The organism is Bacteroides salyersiae WAL 10018 = DSM 18765 = JCM 12988 (assembly GCF_000381365.1).
Taxonomy (GTDB): domain Bacteria; phylum Bacteroidota; class Bacteroidia; order Bacteroidales; family Bacteroidaceae; genus Bacteroides; species Bacteroides salyersiae.
Window position 1 is genome coordinate 235,905 of record NZ_KB905468.1, and the last position, 13,990, is coordinate 249,894.

Sequence of the window (13,990 nt, forward strand, 5' to 3'; positions counted from 1 at the left end):
TAAAAAAGGTTAAATGCCGAACGACCACTTTTTGTAGAGGTGCATGGCATACAACCTCTACGAAGGATGTGAAATTTAAACAGGCATTCAATTATCCTATTTTGTCGCAATTTCAGTTTGTATTTCCTTAAGCCAGGGGGATGTGAATTTTACTTTTATTATTCCTTCTGCTCCGGAAGCCTGTATATATGCCAGCAACCGTCCATGAAACACACGCTGAACGTGATCTGTATAATCTCCCATATCAGAGTTATTACTCGCTTCCAATCCCAAAAGCCGTGCAGGGCCAACTATATGACACGTTATTTCATCATCTGAAATCATCACCGGAATACCCTCTTCATCTACCACCTCTAAACTTACCTGAGCCAGCCCCTTATCTTTGGATATAACATTATTCTGATGTACAATTTTCAATGCATAAGGCCGGCCTGAAGATTGTATCGCATGACGTATGACTTCATTGCCATTAACATCCAGCCCTATCACCTCCAATCTACCAGACTCAAAAGGAATATCCCAATAGATAATTCCCGTATTATCATCATAATCTTTTGTTTGGCCGACAATTTTATTATTCAATTCCAATCTGGCTTTTGCAGCATTCGTGTAACAAACCACACGAACAGACTGTCCGACAATATAATTCCAGATGGGCCACGCATCCATAGAAGGCGTCTTCTCGATATAACCGCTTCCGCTATTCAATGCCTCCAACCCAGACCAAACATCTTTCATCAAACTCCCGCTTCTCATTCCCGGAGTGGGATAAGTTCCAATATAAGCCATCGGTTTTGTCGACCAAAGTGCCTGACGAAAATAACCGCGCGGTTTGATCTCTCCACTAAAATCCAAAAGCCCCGAATAGAATCCACGCGAAGGCCATCTGCCGGATTCCCCCAAATAGTCGATACCAGTCCACAAAAATTGCCCCAATATGTGTTCTTTATCCCTAACCGCTCTCCATGCTTCCATATCGTGCCGGTTTTCACTTCCATAAATCACACGACCGGGATATTTTAAATGATCTGAATCATACCGGCTTTCCGTATAGTTATATCCGGCAATATCCAAAGCACCGGGATATTCCGTTTCGTTAGACATCGCTACTCCGGCCAAACCAGCAGTAACAGGACGAGAAATATCATACTGTTTTACTACTTTTACAAGCCTTTTCGCTATATCCCCAAGACGCATCGCGTCGGGTGCATCTTTTTTATAACCGCCATACATGGCCTGAGTAAAACCTCCATCTCCATCAAGTATGGGATGCGAATAAGGATCGTTCGGATAATCAACCTCATTTCCTATGCTCCATGCAAATACAGATGCGTGATTTCTGTCACGTTGTACCATATCGGCAAGATCTTTCTCACCCCACTCCCGAAAGAAATCGTATGAACCTTGAAATCCGGGTACGCCTACGTTCCAGCCTTCTATCCACTTACGTTTAGGAAACTCCCATTCATCATAAGCCTCATTCAAAACCAGAAGCCCCAATTCATCACATAAATCATATAAATCGGGAGCTTGCGGATTGTGGCTCGTACGAATGGCATTACAACCGATCTCTTTCAGATTCAGTAACCTTTTCCTCCAAACGTCCCGTGGAACAACCGTTCCTAAAGTTCCGGCATCATGATGAATGCACACTCCTTTCATTTTCATCCAGTTGCCATTGAGTGCGAATCCTCTATCAGGGTCGAAAGTGAAAGATCGTAAACCGGCTTTGGCCACTGTTTCACCAATGATTTCTCCATTTTTAGAAACAGTGGTTTTCAGTTGATAAAGATTGGGATGGTCGATATCCCAAAGTCGAGGGGCATTTACTTTTAAATCAGACCGGATCTTTTCACTCAGACCGGATTGTATGGATAATTTCCCAGATTTCCTTGCCACCGTATTTCCTTCAGTATCAATCAATTCATTGTTTACAGTTACAGTAGAATTTACGTCCGACTCGTTCTCTACTTCCACTTCGACATGAAGAACAGCTTGTTTTTCTGCTACCGACTTCGGATAAGTATATACTCCCCATTGAGCAATATGCACAGGATTGGCCTCCACCAAATAGACGTTCCGGTAAATACCAGATCCGGTGTACCAGCGAGAATCAGCCCGCCGACTATGATCTACCTTAACCGTAAGCATGTTATCCGAATCATACTTTACATAAGAGGTAATATCATACATAAAAGAAATATAACCATTCGGACGTTTACCCAATAAGTGTCCGTTAATGTAGACCTCACTCCTGTTGTACACACCTTCAAAATATACATAAAGCTTTTTACCCTTTAATTCATCTGCTATTTTTAATTTTTTCTTATACCAGCCGGTTCCTCCGGGAAGATATCCCGTACAACTGGCTAATGTAGGACTCAATTGTCCTCGCACACTCCAATCATGCGGCAAGTCAACTTTTAACCAATTCTGATTTGCGTCAGGAAGCTCCGGAGAATCATTTAAGATGAACTGCCAATCGTCCGTTATTAATTCTTTTTTTCCAAACATCGGATCGGCAAATAGATCATCAGATAGAAATATTGATAGAACTATCAATATCAATGCACTTAATTTTCTTTTCATACCTATTGTTTTTGTGTCTAAAGATGCGGTTTCTTTTTAAAACCGCATCTTTAAAATTATTTCTTCACGATCTTTTGTATTCTATAGCCTTCATCAGTTTCTATATTTGCGATATATATACCGGCAGACAATCCCGGCAAAAACAACTTGCACATATTATCATTGATACCTGCCTGCTGATAAACTACTTTTCCATAAACATCATATACTGTGATATTTCGTATCGTATTTCTACTGTTGACAGTTGCTTCATCAACGATAGGATTAGGATAAATATGGATATTTATCTCCTCTGGTTCTTCTGTTATTGAAGAAGGAACGGTAGATTCCGAAACAAATGTTACTATAGAAAGAGGAGGCAAGATAAATGTTTCCCCTTCCTTGATTTTCGGATAAGCTCTCATATCATCATTATCAGAAGTAATATAAGGAGTAAATTCTAAACCGCTATTAGCAGATACAGGCAGATTTTCTACTGCCAACTCAATCCTGCTTTGAGTGATCTTTGAATTTGCCGCAACAATAATAACCTGATTGGTTTCTTCATCAATATATGCAGAATACATATCATTTCTCAGCGCTGCTATGACGCTTAAATTATCAGAACGATTTACCTCCACCCGTTTCATTCCCGGACGTACAAAGCGGGAGTACTGCCCAAGTGTATAAAGAAGTTTTGTATCGTTGTAAAAACCATCTGTCATATCTTTTGTTGTCATCGTCTCAAGCAATGCAAAGCGGCTTTCTCCCAAATGTTTTCCTTGGCTGAAAGCAGTCCACCAGTGCCATCCGGTAGCATTACCCACTGATAAATCGACATGCAACATACGGGCAAGGGCTATTGCACACTCTATCTCACGAAAGTTTCCTACTATGCCACCAGGATGTCCCCAAGTATAACCGCCGTCTAAAAGACTGTATTCGGTCTGAAAATACTCGAGCTTGTCATCTGTCGCCTCCATTACTTCCCGAAGATGTACACGGCTATTATACATATCTTCCGGATTACGGTCGCTCCAATAACTATGTCCGGATGCCACATAAGAAACATTCGGTAACCCACCTACTTTCATATCCGGTTCTTCGTTACCCCAGAATTTCGGTATTTGAGCTATTAAGCTGCCAATCGCACCGCCTTCTGCAATAGACACTTCCGTTGTGAGCTTTCTGGAAGCAATTACCCTACTCATACTTTTCGTAACATCTGCAATTTGCTGGTCAGTAGCAGGCGATCCTTCCTGACCGGCCCATCCGTCACCTCCGGGTCCCCATTGATATTGCGGTTCGTTTATCGGGCTGATATAATCGAAATGAATGCCTTCCTTATCAAAATGCTCTACGACATCGGCAGTAAACGATGCAAAATTATCGTATTTATCAGATGCAAGAATATAATCCCATCCGTTTTCCTGATTGAAAGCATATCCGTGTTTAGTAAAATATACGGGGGGAGAATTCATGAAACCGACAATATCTTCTACTTCATAATCCAGTACAGCTTTCTTGAGAAACCATTGTTGTCCTTTTTGTTTCTCCCAATTGTAAGTACCATCAGGATTCATGAAACATTCAGTACGCTTACTGGGTCCCGCTATTTTGCTTTCTTCGCCCTGCTCCGCAGACCCCGAACCGATATTAAACCTCCAGCAAGACAATCCGATCCCCTTAGGATTTCCTTCGTTATCAAATTCTTTGCTGAAAAGCAGTTCCGCGAGCCGATTCTTTTTTTCTTCGGGCCAGTACTTACCTAATACGTCGGCATCCCAAGCATCGGAAGCACCAAAATTACGTATAGTTTGATGTTTATTGGCAAAATCAACAGTTATACTTAAGGAAGTAAGATTACTTTTATAATATTCGTTTACCCCGTCCGGTCTCATTGCATAATTTTCCACTACGAATTCATCATAAAGCCCACCTGCACTTTTTGAATCAGTGGTACTTCCCAAGCTCCACTGATTCAATCCCAAACTATAAGTTTCCACCCCTGCGTTTACAATGATTTGTTTGCCATTCTGATAAATTCGCATATTATTCTGGGCAGTCATGGAGTAGAAAATACTTATGGCATTCCATTCATCAGATTCAAGTTTTTCCTGGCTTACTGTTTCATTCTTTACACCATTCTTTATCGTTTCCAGTACAAGGTAAGCCGCATCACCATCGACTTTTATTTTAATACCATAGCTGTTGTCATCGTCTTTTGAAGCCTGATAGATATATTTTCCATCATCGGTGGCACCAATCGATTCTTTTTTATACAAAAAGTTTATGGTTGACGAACCGTTAGATAAGATATTATCAGAGAAATTCAGTTGTCCCCCTGCATCTATTTTTACGGCCGGCCCTCTTTGACCGTCACGAACAAATGAATATTTAAAGCCATCAAGAGTTATACGCCTGCCTTCTTCATTCAAATTATTATCAAAATGAAAGGTAAGAGGCCCTTCTCCAAGTGGTTCCGTGATAGCTTCACCTGCATATATTTGGGAAACCTGACTCTGGCTCAACGGATAATGATAAATATTAATATCATCTATCGAACCAGTCGACGGATGTAGCTCACGGTTAGGATTCATTCCAAAAAACAGATGTGTCAGATTCATAAGAGATAAAGAGACAAAAATATTCTTTGTTCCCACTTTCTCACCATCCAGATAATAACTCCAAGAGGTTTCGTGTACTACTAAGACAACATGATGCCACGCATCATTCGCATCTATACACGGACCGTACAACGGTTCCCAAACACCCGAATTGAATGTTCTGGCATCGCAAACAACACCACTTAGCGAATCATCAAATCCATATACAGGCATAAAATAAATATTGCTACCGTCAACGGAATTATAGAATTCAAAGATCTGTTTCCAACTAACCTTAGAATCATCCCGTGAACTACGCTTATACCAAAAAGAAAGGGACATTGTGTCTCCCATAACAGGTGCGGGCACCATTACAGCATGTTGACGCTTATCGCCACTAAAATAAAGAACTTTTCCACGGACAGCGTCTTCCACAATCCTGGCACCATTTTTCAACTCCAAGCTTGTATTAGCCTGTCTGTCGATCACGCCTTGTTCAAAGTCATATGAAGCATATAGTTTATAATCAGCATAATTTTGTGCAGACAAACATAGCGGCAAAACCAAGGCGAGATATATGAGTATTTTTTTAAAGGTCATATTTGTATTAGATATTTATATTGTTTACTATTTTCACTGACATTATCATATTATCAATATTCTCAGTGTACATAATGCAAATGCCTGTATTCAGGTCAGAAACATCAATTCCCGATTCATTTTTTTTATTATACAGCTCAGTCTGTTCAATCACAACTCCTTCAATAGAGAAATCTCTATCAGATTTCGGTACAGGACAAATGTCTTTTACAGGAGAAATGCCGGTCAGTCTCCCCAATAGTGCTAAACTCTTTTTCATACATATTAAAATTAAAGTGAAACAATTTATTCAAACAAAGCGTTGTCCAAAACAGTTTATCTTAAATCCAAGATCACCTAATCTCCCTCACCCTCTGTTTTATTATTGCAAATCTATGTATTTAACAGCAAAGCAATAGACCAAAAATCGTGCAACGATAAGCGCTAAATCGTGCATACAAAATGAATCGGTCTTTCAGAAATCAGATTCATCCCCATCGCGCCCCTGAAACATACCAAATCATTCAAATATAGACAGTGAATCGTGCAAAGAAGTTTTTATCATCAGTGAAATAGAAATTAAATAGTATATTTGACGGTCAATAATTAAAGAAGTTAAGTACTTATTTCCAAACACATATGCAAATGATGAAAAGCCTGTTGACAAGTCTCGTCCTTATTTTCTCCTCTTTTCTATATTCTCAAAATTATTATGTCAAACAATTGGGAATAGAACAAGGCTTATCGAATAACAGTGTTGTAAACATCACTCAGGATAAAGACGGTTTTCTGTGGTTTGCCACCGAGGAAGGGCTCAATAAATTTGACGGAAACCGTTTCATTAACTATTACAAACACACGAACCATATTAGTGGTAATGAACTTAACAGTATCTATGCCGATCCTACAGAACCGATTATCTGGATAGCAACTCAACGGGCGGGCATGAATGCATACAATTATGAAAAAGATGAATTAACCGTATTTACACATGACGACTCCAATCCTAATAGCCTCATCACAAACGACGTTACACATATCTCACCAGCAAGTGACGGCAATTTATGGCTCAGTACTTATCATAGGGGAATAGAATACTTCAATAAGAACACCGGAGAATTTACTCATTACAATACCACGACTTTGCCCAATTTACCATCCAACAATGTTTGGACGGTAGTAGAAGACGGCAATGGAAAAATATACATTGGCCACGTAGAACATGGAATGAGTATTGTTTCATTGAAAACCAAACGTGTAAAGAATTTCAAGTATAATCCCGACAATAAAAACGGTATACCCGGAAATCATGTTCACTGCATATACAAAGATAGTACCGACAATATATGGATAGGAACTGAAAGGGGAGCTGCTTTATTCGACACCCAAACAGAACAATTTTTCTCCATAAATCAAATAGCTAATATTCCCTCAACGTCTACAGTTTTCGATATCCGGCAAATGGATAATAAAAAAATCTGGATGGCCACCGAACTAAACGGTATCTTTATCGTAGATATCAAGCAACAATTATTCCTCCCGCAAAATCAGTTTAATCTAGAACATCTCACAGTGGGAAGCAATAATTATAGTTTATCCAATCCGACAGCGAGGTGTTTATTTCAAGATTCTTTCAAAAACATCTGGATAGGCACCTATGGGGGCGGTATTAATTTTATAGGCCACACTCCGCCTTTTTTCAAAAGCCACAGCTATTCTCCAATTAAAGATTATAAAAACAGTCTTAGTAATCGGGTCGTATTGAGTTTATGTACAGACAAAGACAATAAGTTATGGATCGGTACTGACGGAGGGGGAATCAATGTCTTTGAAAAAGACAATCGCACGGTCATCTATAACGAAGAAAATGGGAAACTGAGCCATAATTCTATTATAAGCGAATATTGCGATTCTCAAAACAATATATGGATAGGAACCTTCATGGGTGGTGTAGATATCTACGATTATAATAAAAAAAACTTTTCCCATGCCAGCCTTAAAGAGATTTCTTCCTGTGACGCCCGTTGTTTTTATGAAGACAACAAAAACAATATGTGGATAGGAACCAGTTCGGGAATATTTATTGTTAACACTCAAACTTATGAAAACATAATGCATTATACCACTGAGAATTCTTCTCTTCCAGAAAATACCATACGCAGCCTCATTCAAGATACAAAAGGAAGAATCTGGATAGGTACCTTCGGACAAGGATTATCCATCCTCACCAACGAAATGAAATCCATCTGTCATTTCAATGAATACAACGGCTTCTGTTCCAATAGCATAAATTATATTTTCAGAGACTCTGAGAGTAGAATCTGGATAGCGACAGGCGATGGATTAGTCTGTTTCCCAGCCAATAAAATTCACGAATACAAAGTTTATAACCGGCAAGACGGCATTTATAACTCCTATATTCGTGCCATTACCGAAGATGGTGAGGGTAACATCTGGTTTAGCACCAATGCAGGTATCAGTTGCTATATCACGGCAACCGGACAATTCATAAACTACAACTATTTCGACAAAACGCCAATAGGCAATTTCTCCAGCGCAGCCGTAACAAAAGATGAAAATGGTATCATTTATTTCGGCTCAATAAATGGTGCCCGCTATTTTGATCCGGTTACCGTATTAAGTAACCGTGAGGTATCTCCTGTCATCATCACCGAGATGAAAATATTCGAAGAACAATCCGCACATAAAGATAATAACACTATAAACTTTTATGGCCAAAACAATGAAACCATACAACTAACTTACAAACAAAACACTTTTAATCTGGCATATAGCGTTCTTGATTATTCTCAAGCTAATTGGATAGATTACGCATACCGTTTGAAAGGTTTTGATGACTCATGGTACACCGTCAACGAAAATACGGTAATGTTCCACAACATTCCACCGGGAGAGTATGAATTTCAAGTGAAAACACGGATACATAATCAGAAATGGTCTGGCGAGATCAATATTCTTCCTATTCACATTACTCCCCCCATCTGGCTATCATGGTGGGCAAAAGTGCTTTATTTTATTCTCGCAGGATATATCATTTTCTATCTTCTTAATCTTTATAAGAAAAAAGTAGATATGCAAAGTTTTTATGAACTGGAAAAGAAGAATCATGAACAGGAACAGGAACTTAACAACGAACGTTTACGCTTTTATACCAATATCACTCATGAATTACGCACCCCGTTAACCCTAATTCTGGGACCACTGGAAGATTTTCAGGAAGACAAAGAACTGCTTCCACATCAACGTAAGAAAATATCTATCATTCACAACAGTGCTATTCGGCTTTTAAACCTGATTAATCAGATACTTGAATTCCGTAAAACAGAGACGCAAAATAAAAAACTTTGTGTGAGTAAAGACAATCTTGCTGCACTGGTTACAGAGGTCAGTCTGAGATATAAAGAACTGAACTTGAATAAAGAAGTTGAATTTAACATAACAATTAAGCCTGAACCGCTTTCGCTCTATTTCGACAGAGAAATAGTAACTATGATACTTGATAACCTAATTTCCAATGCCGCCAAATATACTGAAAAAGGTTATATCAATATCTCACTCTATACTACCCGAAAAAATGATACGGACTATGTAGAAATCAAAGTTTCTGATACGGGGCAAGGTATATCCGCAGATGAATTACCACATATTTTCGAAAGATATTATCAGGCCAGAAGTGACCGCCAGGCATCGGGTACCGGTATCGGCTTAGCATTAGTTAAAAACCTTGCCAAACTACATCAAGGAGAAATATATGCAGAAAGCGTTCCGGGTGAAGGGAGCAGCTTCTACTTTTCTCTTATTATGCATAACATATACCCCAATGCCCTACATACAGATTCTGGTGAAAAGGCCCCGAAAGGCAATACGGAAATAGAATCGGCAGAGGTAGTGCCCACTGATGATATTCCTTGCGAAAAACCAATCTTGCTGGTGGTAGAAGACAATTCTGATATATGCGAATATATATCAGAATCATTCTCCGACTCATTTGATGTAGTAACCGCAAGCGAAGGAGAAGCCGGTTGCCGTGCCGCCATCGCACATATCCCCGACATTATAGTAACGGATATCATGATGGCCGGAATGAACGGTATCACTTTCTGTAAAATCATAAAAGAAGATGTACGTACAAGTCATATCCCAGTCATAATGCTTACCGCAAAAGACTCTTTGCAGAATAAAGAGGAAGGTTATCAGGCAGGTGCCGACTCTTATCTGACAAAACCATTTAGTGCAAGTTTATTGAGAAGCCGTATCTACAACTTATTGGAATCCCGCAGAAAATTAGCCAATCAGTTTAACTCCAACTTAAATATAAATTCTGATAAATGTATAATGCTCCATGAGTCTCTGAACCGACTGGATGACGAGTTCATACAAAAGATAACGCAAATCATTGAAGATAATCTGCAATCGGAAAAAATAGACGTAGCCTATCTATCAGACAAACTATGCATGAGCAAATCTACTCTCTACCGAAAAGTGAAAGCCTTGACCGGAATTTCAACAAATGAATATGTACGGAAAATAAAAATGAAGAATGCAGAAAAATTGATACTGGAAGGTAGATATACCATTTCTGAAATAGCTTTCAAGGTGGGAGTAAACAGTCCGGTCTATTTCAGGCAATGTTTTAAAGAGGAATTCGGAATATCGCCATCGGAATACTTAAAAGGATTGAAAGGAGAAGAAACAGTTTAGAGCCTGAACAATTCATAACCAACAGTAAATAAATGGTTATTAAGTAGTTAAGTAGTAAGCAGTTAAGTAGTTAAGTAGTAAGCAAGTAGGAAAGAATAAAAGCTTTCTACCTACCAACAGGAAGTTTATACCGAATGATAAGAGATTTTTCTTCCAATACCTTATCCACAATAAATGTACTAAATTACAGCGTTCACATAAATAAGCAGAAGCGATAACCGGTTTCTGAACCTAAAGTCTTACATTTGCAAAAGTAAACAACATAACCGGATTATGGCAGGTATCTACATTCATATCCCTTTTTGTAAAACCCGTTGTATTTATTGTGATTTCTATTCCACTACCCTCAGTGAATTCAAAGGACGATATATCCAAACCCTTTGCCGGGAATTGGAAATACGCCGGGACTATCTGCAAGGTGCCCCCATCGAGACAATTTATTTAGGAGGAGGTACTCCATCGCAACTAACACAAGAAGACTTCTTACAGATTTTCGAAACAATCGAAAGAGTTTATGGTATGAAGCAGGTACGCGAGATTACCCTTGAAGCCAATCCCGACGACCTTACTCCGGAGTATACACGGATGCTTGCCACCCTGCCTTTCAACCGTATCAGCATGGGGATACAGACTTTCAATGAGAAAACTTTGCAATTGCTTAAGCGACGTCACACCGCCCCGCAAGCCATCGCAGCCGTAGAGCATTGCAGGAAAGCAGGGTTCCAAAATATAAGTATCGACCTCATCTACGGACTCCCCGGAGAAACAGCAGAAAGTTGGAAATACGATCTGAAGCAGGCTATCGCCTTGAATGTGGAACATATATCGGCCTATCATCTGATATATGAGGAAGGTACCCCCATGTATAATATGTTACAGCAGCATCGTATCAGCGAAGTAGACGAGGAAAGCAGTGTCGGGTTCTTTTCCGAACTTATTGACCAATTAACGACCGCCGGATATGAGCATTACGAAATATCCAATTTCAGCCGCCCCGGATATCACTCGCAGCATAATACGGCATATTGGAAAAACATTCCTTATTTAGGCTGCGGACCGTCAGCGCACTCTTTCAACCGCCAGGAACGAGAATGGAACATAGCTTCACTGAATGATTATATAAACGGCATAGAAAACGGGAAACGAATTTACGAGACGGAAGATCTGAACACAGTGACACGATACAATGAGTTTATCATTACCTCATTACGCACTTGTTGGGGCATTCCTCTCGCGAAACTAAAAGAAGAATTCGGTACCGGATTGTGGCAATATTGCCTCGACTCGGCTGCCTTATCCCTTAAAAACGGGAAGTTAATCGAGAAAGACAATGCCTTGCGCCTTACGCGGGAAGGGATATTCATATCCGACAGTATCATGAGCGACCTGCTCAAAATAGAGGAGTAGAAAGAGCCATGACCGAATCCGAAGTACGAAAGCTATTGCGACAAATGAAGGAATGGGACTCTCAGACCGCATTCCGCAAATTCTACGATTTAACCTACGACCGCCTGTTTCGTATTGCCTACTATTACGTAAAACGGGAGGAATGGTCACAGGAAATCGTACTCGATATTTTCCTAAAACTTTGGGAGCAACGCAACACATTGCCCGAAGTCAGAAATATTGAAGACTATTGCTTTGTTATCACCAAGAATGCTTCCCTCAACTATCTGGAGAAGGAAATGCGCCGAAGTGCTTATACCGACAACGAACTTCCCGAATCGCCGGAAAGCGACTATAGCCCCGAAGACGAACTTATCAGCGAAGAGTTGTTCGCCCGCTATGTAAAAGCATTGGACCGTCTGCCTGAGCGTTGCCGGGAGGTATTTATCCGCATACGGGAAGAAAAACAGAGCTATGCACAAGTGGCCGAAGAATTAGGTATCAGTACTAAAACAGTAGATGCCCAATTGCAGAAAGCCACCGGGCGATTGAAAGAGATGATTATGTCTGTCGAAATAGATTAACATTTATTTAGAGATAAAGGATAGGGAATTATCATCGTCCCACTGTCTTTATCAATGAACAATGTTTATTATTTATTAGACTAACGTATGAAACGATTCTATTTTCAAACAACCGTAGCGTTGTTAGTAAGCCTCTTATTATTGGCATGTGATGACAAAAACAAGAACTACCCTACCGACTATGTAGGCTTCGAGCATTCTATGCAATCTCACTTCTACAGCAAAAGTGACAAAGAAGAAACAATAGAAGTAAAAGTGATTGCCGTTGATAAAAAGAAAGAGGATAGAGAAGTTAAATTAAGTATCAACCGGTCTGCTATACCGGGAATAGGCGTGGTGTGCAAGCTAAATAATGACCGGTTAATAATAAAAGCCGGAAAGAAAGAAGCCAAAGCCACTATCACACTTTTTCCGGGAAAGGCCATTAAAGGGGAAATCATCCAGATAGTCTGTACACCTTTATGGGAAGGCGGACAAACATCAAAAATGTCTATCGAGCTGATACCCAAATAGAAAACAATGAAATATACAGCAACAGAAGCAGAAAAAATACTGGAAAAGCTCATCGCCTCCACCCGTTCGCCCAGAGGACGCTTTTCGGCAGAAAAAAGTTACGCATTGCTAAAAAAACGGCTTCCGCAAAAAGAACAACGCATGTTGAGCATGCGTAAAGTGCGCGTTTTCGCAATAGCTGCCACCGTGGCATTATTCTGTACAATGGGATGGGTCGTCTATGAATACATGCTCCCGGTCGGCCTGTATACGATCTCCACTCTGACCGAATGCAAAAACGTAAAACTGCCGGATGGAACAGAAGTGACTTTAAACCATTTTTCTTCACTCACTTATCCGGAACGTTTTCGCGGCAAACATCGTAAAGTGACGCTAAAAGGTGAAGGCTATTTCGAAGTGAGCAAAAGCAAAGAGCACCCGTTCATCGTGCAAGCCGAAGCTGTCAAAGTACGGGTATTGGGCACACACTTCAATATTGAAGCCTACCCCGGTGATCCGGAAGTAAAGACAACTCTTTTCGAAGGATCCGTTGCCGTAAGCACCGCCAGTCATCCGGAAGGCATCGTACTACGTCCCAACGAGAGCGCCATATATAATAAGAAGAAAGAAAGTCTGACCCGTGAAGCAGAGAAGAATGTTTCTGAAGAAATCGCATGGCAAAACGGTATATTCATTTTCAATCATCTCCCTCTGCAGGAAATCGTACGGGAGTTGAGCAACTCATTCGGAGTAAAAATAAAGATAGAAAATGAGAAGCTGCGCAACTACCGGCTTACTGCCAAATTTACCGATGGAGAAAGCCTGGAAGACATTCTGTATCTGTTGCAACAAGGAAGGGATTTCAAATATAAACAAACCGATAAAGGAATAACAATCAATTGATGTGCCACCGGATCATGGTAATATCACACCAGACATCCCGACCGGCACATGAATGCACGGACTTATAAAACAAGCCACTCACAAGAAAATATGAACAAATCTCATATACCCCTGTATGTCGAGAATCTGATTCTGACATGCGGAATACTT

General features: G+C 40.1%; 8 protein-coding genes. 5 read left to right on the forward strand and 3 right to left on the reverse strand.

The window, feature by feature from the left end; translation table 11 throughout:
• Nucleotides 1–96 precede the first annotated feature (96 nt).
• From HMPREF1532_RS18835 to HMPREF1532_RS18845, 3 genes are read right to left on the reverse strand one after another with little or no spacing between them, the layout of a single operon-like run.
• Nucleotides 97–2,589, reverse strand: a complete 2,493-nt coding sequence (locus HMPREF1532_RS18835; protein WP_005933569.1) for a glycoside hydrolase family 2 TIM barrel-domain containing protein — start codon at nucleotides 2,587–2,589, stop codon at nucleotides 97–99.
• A gap of 56 nt (nucleotides 2,590–2,645) precedes the next feature.
• On the reverse strand, nucleotides 2,646–5,774 hold the full coding sequence (locus tag HMPREF1532_RS18840; RefSeq protein ID WP_005933572.1) for a glycoside hydrolase: 3,129 nt from the start codon (nucleotides 5,772–5,774) through the stop codon (nucleotides 2,646–2,648).
• Between the two features lie 7 nt (nucleotides 5,775–5,781).
• A complete protein-coding gene (locus HMPREF1532_RS18845) occupies nucleotides 5,782–6,033 on the reverse strand; it encodes a hypothetical protein (protein ID WP_005933574.1) in 252 nt (83 codons plus the stop codon).
• A gap of 365 nt (nucleotides 6,034–6,398) precedes the next feature.
• Between HMPREF1532_RS18845 and HMPREF1532_RS18850 the strand changes: the two genes are divergently transcribed.
• From HMPREF1532_RS18850 to HMPREF1532_RS18870, 5 genes are all read left to right on the forward strand, one after another.
• The gene (locus HMPREF1532_RS18850; protein ID WP_005933577.1) at nucleotides 6,399–10,475 is read left to right on the forward strand and encodes a hybrid sensor histidine kinase/response regulator transcription factor; all 4,077 of its coding nucleotides are present in this window, start codon (nucleotides 6,399–6,401) and stop codon (nucleotides 10,473–10,475) included.
• 273 nt (nucleotides 10,476–10,748) lie between these two features.
• On the forward strand, nucleotides 10,749–11,882 hold the full coding sequence (gene hemW / locus HMPREF1532_RS18855) for a radical SAM family heme chaperone HemW (RefSeq protein WP_005933578.1): 1,134 nt from the start codon (nucleotides 10,749–10,751) through the stop codon (nucleotides 11,880–11,882).
• A gap of 8 nt (nucleotides 11,883–11,890) precedes the next feature.
• Nucleotides 11,891–12,445 (forward strand): RNA polymerase sigma-70 factor, encoded by a 555-nt coding sequence (locus tag HMPREF1532_RS18860; protein WP_005933581.1) that lies wholly within the window; start codon nucleotides 11,891–11,893, stop codon nucleotides 12,443–12,445.
• Nucleotides 12,446–12,532: 87 nt separating this feature from the next.
• Nucleotides 12,533–12,958 carry a hypothetical protein gene (locus tag HMPREF1532_RS18865; RefSeq protein WP_005933583.1) on the forward strand — a complete coding sequence of 142 codons (426 nt, stop codon included), beginning with the start codon at nucleotides 12,533–12,535 and terminating at the stop codon, nucleotides 12,956–12,958.
• A 6-nt stretch (nucleotides 12,959–12,964) separates the two neighbouring features.
• A complete protein-coding gene (locus HMPREF1532_RS18870; RefSeq protein WP_005933585.1) occupies nucleotides 12,965–13,840 on the forward strand; it encodes a FecR family protein in 876 nt (291 codons plus the stop codon).
• Nucleotides 13,841–13,990: the final 150 nt, after the last annotated feature.